Genomic DNA, 16,440 nt, shown 5'->3' on the forward strand with positions numbered 1-16,440 from the left:
CAACCGTGCAATCGATCCTCGTCATCGTATTCCTGCCGCTTCTCGCGTCGATTGTCGCGGGACTGGTCAACAAGAGCGCGCCCAGTGTATTCGCGAAGAGCATCACCACCGGCGGCCTGTTTGTCTCCTGCGCCCTTAGCTGGCCGATCTTTCTTTCGTTCTGGTCGGGTAATGCCGAAGCCACCGTCGTCCCGGTCCTCACGTGGATCCAGTCGGGTACGCTGAGTTTCGACTGGGCGCTACGCGTAGATACGCTCACTGCCGTCATGCTTGTGGTCATCACGACTGTGTCGGCGCTCGTACACCTCTATAGCTGGGGTTACATGGACGAAGACCCGGACCAGCCGCGGTTTTTCGCCTACCTTTCGCTGTTTACCTTCGCCATGCTGATGCTGGTGACCGCCGACAACCTCGTCCAGATGTTCTTCGGTTGGGAAGGGGTGGGCCTCGCCAGCTACCTGCTGATCGGTTTCTGGTTCAAGAAGCCGAGCGCGAATGCCGCCGCTATCAAGGCTTTCGTGGTCAACCGGGTCGGCGATCTCGGCTTCATGATGGGCATCTTCGGCACCTTCTGGGTATTCGGCACGGTGTCGATCCCCGAAATCCTCGAAGCGGCGCCCGGCATGAGCGGTGCGACGATCGGCTTCCTGGGCCTTCGCGTCCATACCATGGATGTGCTGTGCATCCTGCTATTCATCGGTGCGATGGGTAAGTCGGCGCAGCTTGGCCTGCACACGTGGCTTCCGGATGCAATGGAAGGCCCGACGCCCGTTTCCGCGCTGATCCACGCCGCCACCATGGTCACCGCCGGCGTCTTCATGGTCTGCCGCCTGTCGCCGATGTTCGAGACCGCGCCGATCGCGCTCGCAATGGTGACCTTTGTCGGTGCTGCTACGTGTATCTTCGCGGCGACCGTCGGCACGACGCAGTGGGACATCAAGCGCGTCATCGCCTATTCGACCTGTTCGCAGCTTGGCTACATGTTCTTTGCCGCAGGCGTGGGCGCCTATGGCGCGGCCATGTTCCACCTGTTCACGCACGCTTTCTTCAAGGCACTGCTGTTCCTCGGTGCAGGCTCGGTCATCCACGCGATGCACCACGAGCAGGACATGCGGTATTACGGCAATCTGCGTAAGCACATTCCGCTCACCTTCTGGGCCATGATGATGGGCACGCTCGCGATTACCGGCCTCGGCATCTATCACCTTGGCGTTGGTTTCGCAGGCTTCTGGTCGAAGGATGCCATCATCGAGGTCGCTTTCGCGCGCGGCACCGAGCTCGGCAACTTCGCGTTCTGGATGGGCGTGTTCGCAGCACTGCTCACCAGCTTCTACAGCTGGCGCCTGATGTTCCTCACGTTCTGGGGCAAGCCGCGCTGGATCGAGAGCGAGCATATCCAGCACTCGGTCCACAAGACGCCCGAAGAAGCGGGCGAGGACACGACCGGTGGCTATCATCCGCATGAGAGCCCCATTTCGATGCTGATCCCGCTTGGGGTCCTTTCGCTCGGCGCAATCTTCGCTGGTCAGGTGTTTGCGCCTGCATTCCTCGACAGCGCAGCGTTCTGGGGTGGTTCGATCTTCTACAATGAAGCGCTGATCCATGCGATGCATGCGGTGCCTTACGCGGTGAAGTATGCCGCCCTGATCGTCATGCTGATCGGCCTGTTCGTCGCCTGGCTTGCCTACATCAAGGATACCTCGATCCCCGGCAAGGCAGTCGAGCAACTCGGTCCGATCTACCGCTTCCTCTACAACAAGTGGTATTTCGACGAACTCTATCACTACCTCTTCGTCGTGCCGGCCTTCTGGCTGGGCCGCCAATTCTGGAAGCTGGGCGACATCGGTACGATCGACCGCTTCGGCCCCAATGGCGTGGCCTGGGTCGTCGAGAAGGGTGCCGTAGGCGCCAAGAAGTTCCAGACCGGATATTTGTATAGCTATGCGCTGGTGATGCTCCTCGGACTTGTTGCCGCCGTCACCTGGGTGCTGTTCTGATGGAGTTCCCCATCCTCTCGCTCATGCTCGCCGTGCCGCTGGTTGCGGCCATCGCCTGCCTGTTCCTGAATGCCGGCAGCGCGCGGATGGTCGCGCTGTTCGCGACGCTGTTCAATCTCGCGCTCGGCATCCTGCTGTGGATCAATTACGAGATCGGCGGCGCACAGTGGCAGTTCGTCGAACGCGCCGAATTGTTCGCCGGGTTCAGCTATGCCCTCGGCATCGACGGCATCGCGCTGATGCTGATCATGCTGTCGGTATTCCTGATGCCGATCTGCATCCTTGCCAGCTGGGATTCGATCACCAAGCGCGTGGGCGAATACATGGCGGCCTTCCTGCTTATGGAAGTGTTGATGATCGGCGTGTTCGCGGCGCAGGACCTGTTCCTGTTCTACATCTTCTTCGAGGCCGGCCTGATCCCGATGTACCTGATCATCGGTGTCTGGGGCGGCGATAACCGCATCTACGCGTCGTATAAGTTCTTCCTTTATACACTGCTCGGTTCGGTGCTGATGCTGATCGCCATGCTTTGGATGGTGAACGAGGCGGGCACGACCGACATTCCCACGTTGATGCAGTACGACTTCCCGGTCGATGCGCAGCTGTGGTTGTGGCTGGCGTTCTTCGCGAGTTTCGCAGTGAAAATGCCGATGTGGCCGGTCCACACATGGCTTCCCGATGCCCACGTCCAGGCACCGACGGCGGGTTCGGTCATCCTGGCTGGCGTCTTGTTGAAACTCGGTGGCTACGGCTTCATCCGTTTCAGCCTGCCGATGTTCCCCGATGCCAGCGCGGATCTCGCGTGGCTGGTCTTTGCACTCTCCATGGTCGCCGTGATTTACACCTCGCTGGTCGCGCTGGTGCAGGAGGACATGAAGAAGCTCATCGCCTATTCCTCCGTCGCCCACATGGCGATCGTGACCGTTGGTCTCTTCGCATTCAACGTGCAGGGTCTTGAGGGCGCGATGATGGTTATGCTCGGCCACGGCCTCGTATCCGGCGCGCTGTTCCTGTGTGTTGGGGTTATCTACGACCGCCTGCATACGCGTGAGATTGCTCGTTATGGCGGCCTGTCGATCAACATGCCGAAGTACGCGCTCTTCTTCCTGCTGTTCACCATGGCCTCGATCGGCCTGCCGGGGACCAGCAACTTCGTCGGCGAATTCCTCGCCCTTGCAGGCATCTACAAGGTTTCGACTTTCGTGACGCTGGTGTGCACCACCGGCATCATCCTTGGCGCTGCTTACATGCTCTATCTCTATCGCCGCGTGGCATTCGGCGAGCAGGTCAATGCCGACGCTGCCCGCATGCCCGATCTCAATGCCCGCGAATGGGCCATGCTTGCACCCATCGCCGCCGCCGTGCTGTGGATGGGCGTCTATCCGGAAAGTTTCCTCGCCCCGATGCGCCAGGACATTGCCACCCTTGAAGCCCGCCTTGCCAGCGTCGCGCCCGAATATGACAGCGCACTGACGGTAGGCACGCCTGACGAACACGCTGCGAATTATATCGCCGCAGAGCACGGATCGGAGGGAGAGCACTGATGTCCTACGCGAACTCGCTCTACCTGACCGGTGCGGAAATCGGGCTGTCGATTGCCGGCCTGGTCCTCCTGCTCGCCACCGCCTGGACGACGCGTTCTTCAGCCCGCGCCATTACGATCGCCGCGGTTACCGCACTTTTCGGCGCCCTGATCTTCAACCTCTCGCTCGCGAATGATGGCGTAGGCGCTGCAGCATTCGGTGGCCTGCTGGAAGTCGATGCTTTCAGCATCTTCGCGAAATCGCTCGTCTACATTGCGACCATCGCCTGCCTGATCGTCGCACCTCGCTACTTCGAGGATCGTGGCCAGTTCCGCGGTGAATTCGCCGTACTGATGCTGTTCAATGCAGTTGGCATGGGCATCATGGTGTCCGCGGTCGACCTGATGACGCTTTATATCGGTCTCGAGCTCTCTAGCCTCTCGTCCTATGTCCTCGCGAGTTTCGCGCGGCGTGACGACAAGTCGAGCGAAGCCGGCCTGAAGTACTTCATCCTTGGTGGTCTCGCCTCGGGTATCATCCTTTACGGCGTCAGCCTCGTCTACGGTTTCTCCGGCACGACAAGCTATGACGGCGTCAGGGCTGCATTCGATGCGGACTTCTCGACCGGCGCGCTTTTCGGCGTCGTGTTCGTACTCGCCGGCCTTGCCTTCAAGGTCGCGGCAGTTCCGTTCCACATGTGGACGCCGGACGTTTACGAAGGCGCACCGACACCGGTCACCGCATTCTTCGCCAGCGCTCCCAAGGTCGCTGCGGTCGCCATGCTTGTACGCATGGCCGCCGTCCCGTTTGGCGGTCAGGCGGAAGCGTGGCAGCAGATTGTCATCTTCGCGGCCCTCGCTTCGATCGTTGTGGGTGCACTTGGCGCCATCGGGCAGCAGAATCTCAAGCGCTTGCTGGCCTATTCGTCGATCAACAATGTCGGCTTCATCCTTATCGGCCTTGCAGCGGCGACACCGGCCGGGATTTCCGGCGTGCTCATCTACCTTTCGATCTATGTGTTCATGACCATCGGCAGCTTCGTTGCCCTGCTCATGCTGCGGACCGAGAAGGGCGAGGCGCTTGCAACATTCGACGATATCTCCGGCCTTTCGACCAGCAGTCCGGCGCTCGCATGGTGCCTGCTCGCTCTCATGTTCAGCCTTGCGGGTATTCCGCCGCTGTTCGGGTTCTGGGGCAAGTTCGTGGTCTTCCAGGCCGCGGTGCGGGCCGACATGATCGCACTGGCTGCCATCGGTATCGCCGCCAGCGTTATCGGCGCATTCTATTACATCAAGTTCGTCAAGGTGATGTTCTTCGACGAACCCAAGGGTGCAGAACCTGCAAAGGCACCGGTATCGCACTGGGTTGTCCTCGGCCTGTGTGTCCTTGTCATTTCCCCACTCGGATATCTGCTTACCCCGTGGCTGGGATCGGTAGCTGACGCTGCGTCCCAGGCGCTGTTCTTCGCAGCTTGATCGAGTACCTAGCCGAAACCGGGTCGACCAACGCGGATCTGCTGGAGCGCGTTCGTCAGGGCGAGCGCGTCAGTGAAGGCAATTGGCTGGTAGCCGACCGCCAGCTGACGGGGAAGGGCCGGCAGGGTCGCACATGGTTCGACGGTGCGGGCAATTTCATGGGCTCTACCATCGTAGAGGTACGTGCGAGCGATCCTCCTCCGGCGAGCCTTGCACTTGTTGCCGGACTGGCGGTCTATGAAACCGTAGTCGCGATGGTCAGCGAACCGGGCGCTCTGGCACTCAAATGGCCCAATGACCTGCTCCTGCGAGGCGCCAAGCTTGCCGGGATCCTTTTGGAGCGAGAGGGTGATGCTATCGTCGTCGGCATCGGTGTGAACCTCGGCAAGGCGCCCGACCTTCCAGACCGTGAGACCATTGCCCTGTCGGCCCTGGGACCAGCTCCCGATCGTAACCAGTTCGCGACTTCGCTCGCCCGGCAGCTGGATACCGAACTCGAGCGCTGGCGGACCTTCGGCCTGCCACCCATGATCCGGCGCTGGGAACTCGCGGCGCACGCCCTGGGGACGGAGCTTCGCGTCCAGCCACCGGGTGAAGATGTATTGCTGGGTGCTTTCGCCGGATTGGACGACAGCGGGGCATTGCAATTGCGGTTGCCTGATGGCGAAGTGAAGGTCATCCATGCTGGTGACGTGATGTTGGCACGAGAGGAGGGCTGATCCATGCTGCTTGCAGCCGATGTCGGAAATACGAATGTGGTCTTTGCGCTTTTCGAAGGGCGGCAGATCAAGGCACGCTGGCGCATCGCGACCGACCCGCGGCGGACCGGCGACGAATACGCCGTCTGGCTGCTCCGCCTGCTCGAACTGCAGGGTTATGCGAAAGAGGATATCGACCAGATCATCGTAGGATCGGTGGTGCCCCGTTCCATCCACAATCTCACCGTTTTGGCGCAGAAGTATTTCGGCATCGAACCGCTGATCGCAGGCCAGGATGCGGCAGAGTGGGGCATAGCCATCGATGTAGACGACCCGCGAACGCTGGGCGCCGACCGTGCTCTCAACACCATTGCAGCCCATGCGAAGTACGAGGGCGACCTGATCGTGATCGACTTCGGTACTGCGACGACTATCGATGCCGTGGATTTCACAGGCGCTTACAAGGGCGGTATCATTGCCCCCGGGATCAATCTTTCGCTCGATGCGCTGGTTGGGAACACGGCAAAACTGCCGCGTATCGCAATCAGGAAACCCGATGATGAGAACGTCATCGGCCGCAACACGGAAGACCAGATGCTGATAGGCGTGTTCTGGGGTTACGTAGCCCTGATAGAGGGCCTCGTAGAGCGCATGAGGCGCCAGATAGGCCGACCGGCCAAAGTCGTCGCAACCGGCGGACTGGCACTCCTGTTCGATGAAATTACCGACCTGTTCGACGAGGTCGATAGCGACCTCACATTGGATGGTCTCGCCATGCTGGCTGAAAGGGCCTCCGCTTGAAAAAGAACTTCACTCCCGAAGACGAACTGCTGTTTCTCGCCCTTGGTGGCTCGGGCGAGATCGGGATGAACGTCAACCTTTACGGCTGCAACGGCAAGTGGTTGATGGTGGACCTGGGCATGACTTTTTCGGGCGGTGAGTATCCCGGCGTGGATCTCGTCTTCGCCGACCTCGACTTCATCGAGGAAAGGACCAAGCAGCTCGAAGCCATCGTTCTCACCCATGCGCATGAAGATCACATCGGCGCCGTGCCGTATTTCGCAGCCGACCTGGGCGTGCCGATCTATGCAACGCCCTTCACGATGGAACTGGTGCGGCGCAAGCTTGAGGAAGCCGGCCTGCTTGGTGAAATCGAGCTGCACGAGATCGAAGAGGATCACGGAAGTTTCCAGGTTGGCCCTTTCGAGGTCACCTACATTCCGCTGGCCCACTCTATCGCAGAGGGCAATGCGCTGCTGATCGACACGCCGCATGGCAAGATTTTCCACACCGGTGACTGGAAGCTGGACGATGACCCCATCATTGGCGAGCCCGCGACCGACGAAGAGCTTACCGAGATCGGCGACGATGGCGTACTCACGCTGGTGTGCGACAGCACCAATGTCTTCAATCCTTCGCCTAGCGGTTCGGAAGGCGCGGTGTACAAGGGCCTTCTCGAAGAGGTCCAGAAGCACAAGGGCAAGCGCGTCCTCGTGACGACCTTCGCCAGCAACGTAGCCCGTTTGCAGACCCTCGGAAACGTTGCGCGCGAAACCGGGCGACAGCTTTGCGTGGCCGGTCGATCGCTCGACCGGATCATCGAAGTCGCGCAGCAGAACGGATACCTCGAAGACCTGCCGGAACCGGTGGATTTCGACACCGCCATGGGCCTGCCACGCGGAGAGGTCATGATCCTGGCAACTGGCGGGCAGGGTGAGCCGCGGGCCGCACTTTCGCGCATTTCCGAGGACAATCACCCGCTGGAACTCGTGCCGGGCGATGTAGTCCTTTTCTCAAGCCGCCAGATCCCGGGCAACGAGCTCTCCATCGGCGCTGTCCAGAACCGTCTTGCCGAAAAGGGTGTGACGATGGTGACTGACCGGCAGAGCATGATCCACGTATCGGGCCACCCTGGCCGTCCGGAGCTCAAGGCGCTCTATGGCTGGCTCCGGCCCGAGATACTCGTGCCGGTTCATGGCGAAATGCGGCACATGCAGGAGCAGGCGAGGTTCGGACGCGAAAACGGCATTCCCGATGCCGTCGTCCAGCAGAACGGCGATATCGTGCGTCTTGCGCCCGGAGCGCCGGGCACGATCGCCAAGGTAAGGGCAGGGCGCCTGGTCCTGGATGGCGACATCATCGCCCCGGCCGATGGCGATGCGATCGTCATGCGCCGGCGAATTATGCATGAAGGCGTAGTGATCGTCGCGCTGGACAGCGATCTATCCCCGCGCATCGACAGCATCGGCTTGCCGCTCGACGAGGACTACGAGGATTTCACCGAAGAAGCGTTAGCGGACATCCGCCAGGCCATAAGCAAGCTCAAGGGCAAGGATGCCCGCAGCGCCTCGGCGGTACATGAGGCGGCGCGGCTTGCAGCGCGCCGGGCAGCCCAGCGCTGGTCGGGCAAGCGTCCGCAAGTGCGCGTCCTCCTGCCAGAGAACCTGGGGTAAGCGTCATGGAACTGCCGATGCAGTGGACCTCGATCCTTGCGATATACGTTCTGTTCTGGGTCGTCAGCGCATTCGTGCTGCTGCCGTTCGGGGTGAAGACGCCGGACGAGGTCGGGGCGACAAAAGTGCCCGGGCAAGCCGATAGTGCTCCGGTGAACTTCCGACCTGGCGTGATTGCGGTGCGCGCCACGATCCTGTCGATCGTCTTCACCACGCTCTACGTGCTGAATTACGCCTACGGGTGGATCGAGGCGGAAGACCTCATCTTCTGGGGACCGACCGTCAACCGGTGAGCCTTTAGTTACGCAGGCGTTCGAGAGCCTGTGCCATCGCCACATACAACTTGCCCATGTCGCTCGACAGCAAGGTTACGCTGATCGCGTTGCCGTCGCGCGTGGACAGCAGGTTGCGTAGCAATGCCTCGAAATCGTGGATGTAGCGGTTGGCGTGTTCGCGGAAGTCCGGATCTTCGTCATAGAGTTCGGCAATTTCACGGGCCTCGCCATTGTCGATCAGGCGCACTGCGCGGCGCGTGAAAATCCCGCGATCGCCGCGCAGATAGCTGGCCCACGCGCTGTCGGTAACTTCTGCCGAAAGGGCCTTGGAGATATCGATCGCGTTCGAGTTGAGACTTTCGGTGATGAGCGCAACGCGGCGCGCAAAATCGCTGTCGACGCTGTCGGTAGCTTTTTCGCGTGCATGGGCGATACGGGCTTCCAAGTTGCCCGTCAGGTCGTTGAGGCGCTTCAACTGGTCACGCAGCTGCTTGGTCGCGTCGCGCGCAGCATCGCTGGAACGCTTCCGAGCCTCGTCGAGGCGGGCGAGTGCGGTATCGGTGTGTTCCGCCAGGGCGTTGTCAATCGCCTCGGCGCTGCGTTCCGCAACCGACTTGGCGAGATTTTCGACGCGCGCCGTTTCTTCGCTTTCGATTGCGGTCATCGCATCGCGTGCGCTTGTTTCCAGCGCTGCAATTGCTGTCTGCAACTCGCCCTGGACGCGTTCGGCCAGCTGTTCGCTTTCGGCCGATAGCGCAGTGATACCCGAGCGCAGGCGCTCGACGCTGTCGACTTGGGCTGCAGCTGTCTCTCCGAAACCCGACTGGAAGTTTTCGAACCCTTCCATCGCTTCACGCGTACGGCGTTCAACGTCGGCCATGCCCTCGGTAAGCGTGTCTCCGGACCTGCGTGCTTCTCCAAGCAGATCGCGGATTTCCGAAGTCCGACGCTCGATCTGCACGAGGCGATCCTCCGAAGCCTCCATGGCGACGGGCAGATCCTCGCGGCTCTGGCGCGCGCTGGCTTGGATGAGTTCGAGCAGGCGCACGCTGGCGTCGGTTAGCGATGCTACGGCTGTGTCAGTGCCATCGAGAGCCTCGCGGCTGCCGATCAGCTTCTCGTTCAGGGCATCGATTGCGGCCGCTAGCGTTTCGTTCGCTTCACGGCCCTGGCCGGTGACGGTTTCGAATGTCGTGCCGAGATTGGCGATCTTTTCCGCCAGAGCGTCACCCTCGGCGGCAATGACGGTCATCTGGTCGCGCTGGGCTTCGCGGCGTTCCGCGATTGCTGCGTCGATCGCGCCCAGTTTTTCCGCCAGTTCGCGGCTGATGCGATCCTGCGCGTCACCAAGAGCAGTAAGGCGCTGCTCCGCTCCGTGATCCAGCGCTTCGCCATTGGCGCGGATTTGCGTGTTGATCGATTCCGCCCGTTCGAACAGGACGTTGAGCCTTGCGGTCGCCGCTTCGATAACGGCAGCGTCCATCTTCTCGATCTCGCTTACGGCACCGGCAAGACGGTCCTTCATCTCGGCGACCTGGGTACTCCAGGCATCCATGGCGCCTTCTTCGCCCTTGCGGATCGCGCCCGATGCCTGGGCTGCTTCGACCCGCAAGGCGGTGAAACGTTCGCGCATCGAGGACAGTGCCAGTTCTTCTTCGGCATTGGCGGTCTGTTGTGCCTCCGCCAATTCGCTGCGCAGCGTTTCGGAACGCGTCCGGATAGCGGCGAGAGCCTCTACCTCGCGGCTGTCGAGGTCTGCGCGGGCTGCCTCGCTGCCCTCGCGAAGAGCCGCGAAGCGTTCTTCGGCGATGCGTTCGAGATCGCCAGCCTGTGCAGAGAACGCTTCGACCGCTTCGTCGACCCGCTCGCGCAGGGAAACGACCTGTCGTTCGCTGGCGGCGCCGAATTCGTTGAGACGCTCGAACCCTTCGACCAGCTTGTCGAGCTGTTCCTGCGCATTCCGGCCGGCTCCGCCGATCTGGTTCGTCACATCCTTTGCCGAAGTGGCGATGACCGGAAGGCTGTCCCGCAGGCGCGTCATGTTGTCGAGCGCTGTAGTGCTGACGCTGGCAATGGCGTCGACCTGCTCGCCGTTGTTACGAACGAGGCCCTGCAGGCGGTCAGCGTGTTCCGACAGGCGCTCGCTCGCGGAGCGGCCGGCAAATTCGAGTTCGCGTGACTGGCTTTCGAGAAATTCGCGCGCGAGGCTCAGTTCGCGGTTCACGACCGCAAGTTTGGCTTCGAGCCGGGCCGATTCCTCGGAAAGCGACCGTGAAACTTCGCCGAAGCGGCGCGCCTCCACCGTGGAATTGCGACGTGCCAGCATCAGGAGGGAGACGATCAGGAGGACGGGGATCGCCCACGCGGTGATCCAGCCGCTCCATTGCTGGGGCGCACCGCCAGCAAGGATCTCGCTACGGTGGGCCCAGGCGTAAAAGCCGCTCCATGCAGCAGTCAGCAGCGCGGCGAGGGCAGGGGCGATCCATCCGGCGCGGGAAAGCGGTTCGGGCTCTTCATCGAACCATTCCTCGGGGTCGACAAATTCCTCTTTAAGTTCAAGAGCTTCCGGTTCCTGAACCGCTTCGGTTGCAGGCTCACCCTCGACGACACTGATGTGCGAACGCTTTCTCATAGTCGGCAAGGCTACCACTTTTGCCGTATGCTTAAAGCCTCTTTAACTCCGTTCGCCGTATTTCGTGGCTCCATGGCCTATCATTCTGCCAGTTTTGACAGTTCCTTGGCGAAGGCGGCGGGGGAGGATGCCCGGATCGCTGCCGAATTGCGTTCGGCGTTCCTGGGCAGCGTCGAACAGCGGTTGGACCTGCTCAAGAGAGCGCGCTGCGATGCGAATTGGTACCAGGCGGCGGAACGACTTCGCGGCCTTGCGGCCAGCTTTGCGGCAGATGAGCTGATGATGCTCGCCGAAAGCGCCCTGGATGCGGCGCCGGGTGAACCCACCGTGGTTCGCTCCATCGAGGCATTCATCGATAATTTCGTGGAATAGGCGAGGGCGACAATCGTCGCTCCTTCCAACTCATGCACTGTGCTCCTAAGGTCGACTGACGTCGTCGGAGAATAAAAGTCGTGCGCATTGCCTTGCTGTCCACTCTCGACCGGGACCCCAAGCCCGGACGGACGAGACCGGCATTCGTCCCGTTCGCAGGGGCACGCGTGATAGACCGTCAGCTGGACCTTGCCCTTTCACTCGGATGCGAGGCGGTTGCTTGCATGGCCGACGGTATCGGGCGCGAGGTAATCGAGTTGCAGCACCGTGCCGAACGTGCCGGCGCCAAGTTCATGGCATTGCGCGAGCCTGCCAAGCTTTCGGATCTCGTCACGGCAACCGATGAAATACTGGTCATCGCTTCCGGCGTCTTGCCCGACGCGCAAACGACAGAGCGCCTGCTAACGAAACCTGCCGTCATCGCATTTCCGGCCGATATCGCCGTCCCGGCGGGGTTCGAACGTATCGACCCCGAATTCGCTTGGAGCGGCGTATTGCTGACACGGGGCAATCTGGTCGAACGGCTCGTAGAGATGGAACCGGACATCGATGTGCCCTCGGTGCTGATGCGGCTCGCGCTCCAATCCGGGACGAGGCTGGTCCCCGCAGAACGCAAGCTCGTCGACCAGAACGACTGGACGATCGACGCGACGCGTGAAGGGCTGACCGCAAGGGAATTGCGGTGGATAGAGGCGCAGCGGGAACCGGTTTCATTCCACGCGCCGGGTATCGCGGTTGCCGAGCGCGCGGGCACGCGTCTTGCGCGCGATGTCGTAGGAGGGCGCGGAGAGAATGGCCCGGTGGTCGCTTCGGGTGTGTTCGCACTTTCCTCGGTGGCGGCCGGTGCACTCTCCATGCCGGCTGTCGGCTTGGCGCTCGTTACTCTGGCCGCACTATTCTCCCGGATGGGCCGCGTGGTGGAGCGCGTTGCAAACAAAGGGCAGGTGGCTGCCAAGCGCAGCCCGCTGCTCAAATTCCTCGAAGCGTCATTAGATATCCTCTTCATCCTTCTGATATATCTCGCAGCCCCTGACGAAAGTGACCTGACGCGGGTATTCGTCCCACTCGTCCTGATGGGTCTTCTGAGGCTCGGGGAACGTCACGGTAGCGAGGTGTGGAAGCGAACCTATGCCGACCGGATATTGCTCGGTTTCCTCCTTGCGCCAGCTGCCTTCTTCGGTTTTGGCGCACAAGCAGCAGCCGTCATCGCGCTGCTTGTCTTGCTGACGCGGTTTTTCGGCCCATTTCGCAACGACTAACTCCGAATTAACCAAGTCACTGCTACGCGCGGAGAATGATGATGGCGAAGGACTTTGCTGGGGCCACGGATGGAGGCGAGGCCGATCTGCGCGCCGCGCTTTCCCGCGGCGACCAGACACTTTCGCGCATCGAGCCTATTCTTGGCCATCTCCTGTCGACGCCCGACCACTCCCTGTTCAGTGACGAGATACTTGCCCGCCTTCGCGGCATGCTCAACGACCTTGCGTGGCAAATACTGCGCGTGCAGGCACAGGCGACGGGCCAATCGGGCAGCGAGGCTTTCGCCGAACGCCACGGGGAAGCGCTTGCGATGCGACTGCAGGAAAATTCGGCCTTGCTCTCGCATTGCCACGCGCTTGCGGTCGAATGGCAGTTGACGGAGCGGCTCGAAGCGCAGTTTGGCGTCGATCCGGTCCTTTCGCCTCTCTTGCAGGACCTTATCGCCAGTGAGGATACGGGGACAGCCAGTACGGCCATGTCGGCCTTGGCTGCCCAGGCGCGCTTCGTGCAGGCCCAGCGGCGCATGGAACTGCCCCTGTCGGAGTTGCCAGGCGACCTATTCCATAGCGTCCTCCTGACATGGCGCGCATACAACGGGGACCGCGCTTCGGATGCTCTGACGAGGGCCGAGGCCAAATTGCGCAGCGATTTCGACGAAGCATCTGGAAGGCTCGCGCTGATGGCGCGGCTTGCCACGGGTGTCGAACGGGGGAACGAGAATGCGCTGCTTCCGGAAAAAGCCGGGGTTGCCCTGTTCCTGACTATCCTCGCAGCGAAATCGGGGCAGGACCGAGGTATGGTTGTCCTAGCGACCAATGCGAGGCAGGTTACGCGTCTCGCGGTGAGTTTGAGATCCGCCGGCCTGGCAGCGACGCAGATCGATGAGGTATTGTTGCAGTTGCATCCCCAAGCCGCACCTGTCGCAGGCTTGGCGAACCTGAGCTCGAACGAAGCGCGCTCCATGCTGAGCGATACGAGGCCGGATTTCGGGCAATGAATGTAAAGACAAGCCATATCGCCAGGGGCCGTAGTGACGAGGCCGACCGCCTGACCGAGGCAACGGGTGTGCTCGCTCAGCTAAATCGCGATTGCGGCGGAAGCATCGGCTCGACAATCGCCATTCCGGGCCTGCTTTCCCTTGTCGAAAAAGCCCGCTCATATGGGCTCAAGCTCGCTCGTCAGTTCGAAGCAATCGACGGTGAAAACCGTATCACGGCCTGGGCCGAGATTACCCCTGTCGACGGGGGGCAGGGCGGCTGCGAGATCGCTATTGCAAGCTGGCAGGCTGAACAATTGCCGCCGGAAAACGAGATCGATGCCGAGCGGCGCAGGATCGAAGTAAATCGCCATCTCGCTGAATGCACTGCGCGGCTCGATGCAAACCAGTCCATTCTGTCGGTAGAGACCGAGGCACCCGATCTCGAAGAGTTCCGTTCGCGCTCCTTGGCCGCAGTCGGCCAATCGTGGACAACCCTGGTCGACATGCCGACCAAGGATTACCAACAACCGCTGCATTGGCGCCTGCTCGACGGTGCCGAATGCACGATACCGGGTTCCAAACGGCAATGGACGGCACATCTCGAGCCTCTAGGAAAGGGTGAGCCCGGAAGTGCGGGCTTTGTCCTGTATCTCGCGGCCAGCACACCTCTTTCCGAGCGTTCCGGCGATCTTCAGGCGGACACGCCTTCGCTCGGCAAGGACCTCACGCCGGTACTGCGCCAACCGATCAATCGCATCATCGCAAACGCCGAGACGATCCGGACCAAGCTCGCAGGGCCATTGGCAGAAGAATACAGCCAGTATGCGGCGGATATTGCAAGTGCAGGGCAGCACTTGCTGGCGCTGGTAGACGATCTTTCCGATCTGGAAATCGTGGAGTCTGACGATTTCGTCACCGCGCCCGACCGGATCGACCTCGCCGATGTGGCACGTCGTGCTTGCGGTATCCTCGGGGTTAGGGCGCAGGAGCGCGGGATCACGCTGGTCCCGCCAGTCGAAGGCGAGAGCCAGCTTGCGATCGCCGAATTCCGCAGGGTGCTGCAGATCCTCCTCAATCTTGTCGGCAATGCAATCCGCTACTCGCCCGAAGACAGCCAGGTCTGGCTGCGTCTCGACCAGATCGGATCGCGTGCGCTGATCACCGTGGCTGACCAGGGACACGGTCTGGAAGAGGACCAGCAGGCTCGGGTGTTCGAGAAGTTCGAACGGCTCGGCCGCAGCGGTGACGGAGGTTCGGGTCTTGGTCTCTATATTTCCCGCCGGATTGCACGCGCGATGGACGGGGATCTGACGGTGGAGAGTGCTCCGGGCCTAGGCGCGCGCTTCACCCTTTCAGTCCCGGCTGCCGAAGACCTGCGTAGTGAACGGCGCGATGGCCCGGGATCGACTGTCCCTGACGCCGACAGCTAATACGAAAAAGGGGCGCCGAAGCGCCCCTGATCCCATTTATCGATCTGTCGCTTAGCGCTGATTCATCATCGGATAATCGCGCTGCGTCGGGCCGGTGTAAAGCTGGCGCGGACGACCGATGACCTGTGCAGGATCGGAAATCATCTCGTTCCACTGCGCGACCCAGCCCACGGTACGGGCGAGGGCGAAGAGCGCGGTGAACATTGTCGTCGGGAAACCGATCGAGTTGAGGATGATCCCGGAATAGAAGTCCACGTTCGGGAAGAGCTTCTTTTCCTTGAAGTAATCATCGTTCAGCGCGAGCTCTTCGAGCTGTAGCGCGGTTTCGAAGACCGGATCGTTGACGTTCAGCGCGTCGAACACTTCACGCAGGGTCTTCTGCATGACCGTCGCACGCGGATCGTAGTTCTTGTAGACGCGGTGACCGAAGCCCATCAGGCGGAAAGGATCGTTCTTGTCCTTGGCACGCTCGATGTAGTGCGGGATGCGATCGGGCGATCCGATTTCCTGCAGCATGTTGAGCGCCGCTTCATTGGCGCCGCCGTGTGCCGGACCCCAAAGGCAGGCAATACCGGCAGCGATACATGCAAACGGGTTTGCGCCCGACGAACCGGCAAGACGCACGGTCGAGGTCGACGCGTTCTGTTCGTGGTCGGCGTGGAGGATGAAGATACGGTCCATCGCGCGTTCGATCGCGGGGTGGATCTCATATTCCTCGGCCGGCACACCGAAGGTCATGCGCAGGAAGTTTCCGGTGTAGCTGAGGTCGTTCTTCGGCTGAAGGAACGGCTGCCCCACGGCATATTTGTACGCCATCGCTGCGATCGTCGGCATCTTGGCGATGAGACGGTGGCTGGCAATCTTGCGCTGCTCGGGATCCGAAATGTCGGTGCTGTCGTGATAGAACGCTGACAGAGCGCCGACGACACCGCACATGATGGCCATCGGGTGCGCATCGCGGCGGAAGCCCTGGTAGAACTGGCGCAGCTGGTCGTGCACCATGGTGTGGCGCGTAATGGTATAGACGAAATCGTCGAGTTCGCCCTGGTCCGGCAGTTCGCCGTTCAGCAACAGGTAGCTGACTTCCATGAAGCTGGAGTGTTCTGCCAGCTGGCCGATCGGGTAACCGCGGTGCAGCAGTACGCCTTCTTCGCCGTCGATATAGGTCAGCGCGCTTTCGCAGCTGGCGGTCGACTTGAAACCGGGGTCATAGGTGAACTTGCCGGTCGTGCCGTACATCTTGCGGATGTCGATGACATCCGGGCCGATGCTTCCTTCGAGCACGGGGAATGTCTGGCTCTGTCCGCCCAGATCGAGAGTTGCCTGTTTATCGGCCACGCGAGTCT

13 protein-coding genes are annotated in these 16,440 nt (G+C 61.3%); 11 read left to right on the plus strand and 2 right to left on the minus strand.

Features of this window, described 5'->3' with window-relative positions; genetic code table 11:
- Window positions 1–5: 5 nt before the first annotated feature.
- From nuoL to GRI34_RS04350, 7 genes are read left to right on the plus strand one after another with little or no spacing between them, the layout of a single operon-like run.
- Window positions 6–1,997 carry an NADH-quinone oxidoreductase subunit L gene (gene nuoL, locus GRI34_RS04320; RefSeq protein WP_160594885.1) on the plus strand — a complete coding sequence of 664 codons (1,992 nt, stop codon included), beginning with the start codon at window positions 6–8 and terminating at the stop codon, window positions 1,995–1,997.
- Entirely contained in the window at window positions 1,997–3,541 is a 1,545-nt protein-coding gene (locus GRI34_RS04325) for an NADH-quinone oxidoreductase subunit M (protein ID WP_160594886.1), read from the plus strand. Before nuoL ends, GRI34_RS04325 begins: the two co-directional genes overlap by 1 nt.
- Complete coding sequence (nuoN, locus tag GRI34_RS04330) at window positions 3,541–4,995, plus strand: NADH-quinone oxidoreductase subunit NuoN (RefSeq protein ID WP_160594887.1); 1,455 nt, start codon at window positions 3,541–3,543, stop codon at window positions 4,993–4,995. The genes GRI34_RS04325 and nuoN overlap by 1 nt, the downstream gene beginning before the upstream one ends.
- Window positions 4,992–5,714 carry a biotin--[acetyl-CoA-carboxylase] ligase gene (locus tag GRI34_RS04335; protein ID WP_160594888.1) on the plus strand — a complete coding sequence of 241 codons (723 nt, stop codon included), beginning with the start codon at window positions 4,992–4,994 and terminating at the stop codon, window positions 5,712–5,714. Before nuoN ends, GRI34_RS04335 begins: the two co-directional genes overlap by 4 nt.
- Window positions 5,715–5,717: 3 nt before the next feature.
- Window positions 5,718–6,494 (plus strand): type III pantothenate kinase, encoded by a 777-nt coding sequence (locus GRI34_RS04340; RefSeq protein WP_160594889.1) that lies wholly within the window; start codon window positions 5,718–5,720, stop codon window positions 6,492–6,494.
- On the plus strand, window positions 6,491–8,146 hold the full coding sequence (locus GRI34_RS04345; RefSeq protein WP_199800109.1) for a ribonuclease J: 1,656 nt from the start codon (window positions 6,491–6,493) through the stop codon (window positions 8,144–8,146). The genes GRI34_RS04340 and GRI34_RS04345 overlap by 4 nt, the downstream gene beginning before the upstream one ends.
- 17 nt (window positions 8,147–8,163) lie before the next feature.
- Window positions 8,164–8,439 (plus strand): DUF1467 family protein, encoded by a 276-nt coding sequence (locus GRI34_RS04350; RefSeq protein ID WP_160596389.1) that lies wholly within the window; start codon window positions 8,164–8,166, stop codon window positions 8,437–8,439.
- A gap of 4 nt (window positions 8,440–8,443) precedes the next feature.
- On the opposite strand, the gene GRI34_RS04355 is transcribed toward GRI34_RS04350, so the two are convergent.
- Window positions 8,444–11,053 (minus strand): coiled-coil domain-containing protein, encoded by a 2,610-nt coding sequence (locus tag GRI34_RS04355; RefSeq protein WP_160594890.1) that lies wholly within the window; start codon window positions 11,051–11,053, stop codon window positions 8,444–8,446.
- Between the two features lie 72 nt (window positions 11,054–11,125).
- Between GRI34_RS04355 and GRI34_RS04360 the strand changes: the two genes are divergently transcribed.
- The 4 genes from GRI34_RS04360 (at window position 11,126) to GRI34_RS04375 (ending at window position 15,094) form a co-directional block, all read left to right on the plus strand.
- Window positions 11,126–11,425, plus strand: a complete 300-nt coding sequence (locus GRI34_RS04360; protein ID WP_160594891.1) for an Hpt domain-containing protein — start codon at window positions 11,126–11,128, stop codon at window positions 11,423–11,425.
- A gap of 224 nt (window positions 11,426–11,649) precedes the next feature.
- A complete protein-coding gene (locus tag GRI34_RS04365; protein WP_160594892.1) occupies window positions 11,650–12,684 on the plus strand; it encodes a hypothetical protein in 1,035 nt (344 codons plus the stop codon).
- A 41-nt stretch (window positions 12,685–12,725) separates the two neighbouring features.
- Window positions 12,726–13,682 carry a hypothetical protein gene (locus GRI34_RS04370; RefSeq protein WP_160594893.1) on the plus strand — a complete coding sequence of 319 codons (957 nt, stop codon included), beginning with the start codon at window positions 12,726–12,728 and terminating at the stop codon, window positions 13,680–13,682.
- Entirely contained in the window at window positions 13,679–15,094 is a 1,416-nt protein-coding gene (locus tag GRI34_RS04375) for a sensor histidine kinase (RefSeq protein WP_160594894.1), read from the plus strand. The genes GRI34_RS04370 and GRI34_RS04375 overlap by 4 nt, the downstream gene beginning before the upstream one ends.
- A gap of 51 nt (window positions 15,095–15,145) precedes the next feature.
- Here the strand turns inward: GRI34_RS04375 and gltA are convergent, their stop codons facing one another.
- Complete coding sequence (gltA, locus tag GRI34_RS04380; RefSeq protein WP_160594895.1) at window positions 15,146–16,432, minus strand: citrate synthase; 1,287 nt, start codon at window positions 16,430–16,432, stop codon at window positions 15,146–15,148.
- Window positions 16,433–16,440: the final 8 nt, after the last annotated feature.

The sequence above is a fragment of the Qipengyuania aquimaris genome, assembly GCF_009827445.1.
Classification (GTDB): domain Bacteria; phylum Pseudomonadota; class Alphaproteobacteria; order Sphingomonadales; family Sphingomonadaceae; genus Qipengyuania; species Qipengyuania aquimaris.

Bases quoted from the DNA above. Each gene is read 5' to 3' on its own strand.
- GRI34_RS04325 (WP_160594886.1), top strand. From the start codon at position 1,997: ATGGAGTTCCCCATCCTCTCGCTCATGCTCGCCGTGCCGCTGGTTGCG.
- nuoN (WP_160594887.1), top strand. From the start codon at position 3,541: ATGTCCTACGCGAACTCGCTCTACCTGACCGGTGCGGAAATCGGGCTG.
- GRI34_RS04340 (WP_160594889.1), top strand. From the start codon at position 5,718: ATGCTGCTTGCAGCCGATGTCGGAAATACGAATGTGGTCTTTGCGCTT.
- GRI34_RS04350 (WP_160596389.1), top strand. From the start codon at position 8,164: ATGCAGTGGACCTCGATCCTTGCGATATACGTTCTGTTCTGGGTCGTC.
- GRI34_RS04355 (WP_160594890.1), bottom strand. From the start codon at position 11,053: ATGAGAAAGCGTTCGCACATCAGTGTCGTCGAGGGTGAGCCTGCAACC.
- GRI34_RS04360 (WP_160594891.1), top strand. From the start codon at position 11,126: ATGGCCTATCATTCTGCCAGTTTTGACAGTTCCTTGGCGAAGGCGGCG.
- GRI34_RS04365 (WP_160594892.1), top strand. From the start codon at position 11,650: ATGGCCGACGGTATCGGGCGCGAGGTAATCGAGTTGCAGCACCGTGCC.
- GRI34_RS04370 (WP_160594893.1), top strand. From the start codon at position 12,726: ATGGCGAAGGACTTTGCTGGGGCCACGGATGGAGGCGAGGCCGATCTG.
- GRI34_RS04375 (WP_160594894.1), top strand. From the start codon at position 13,679: ATGAATGTAAAGACAAGCCATATCGCCAGGGGCCGTAGTGACGAGGCC.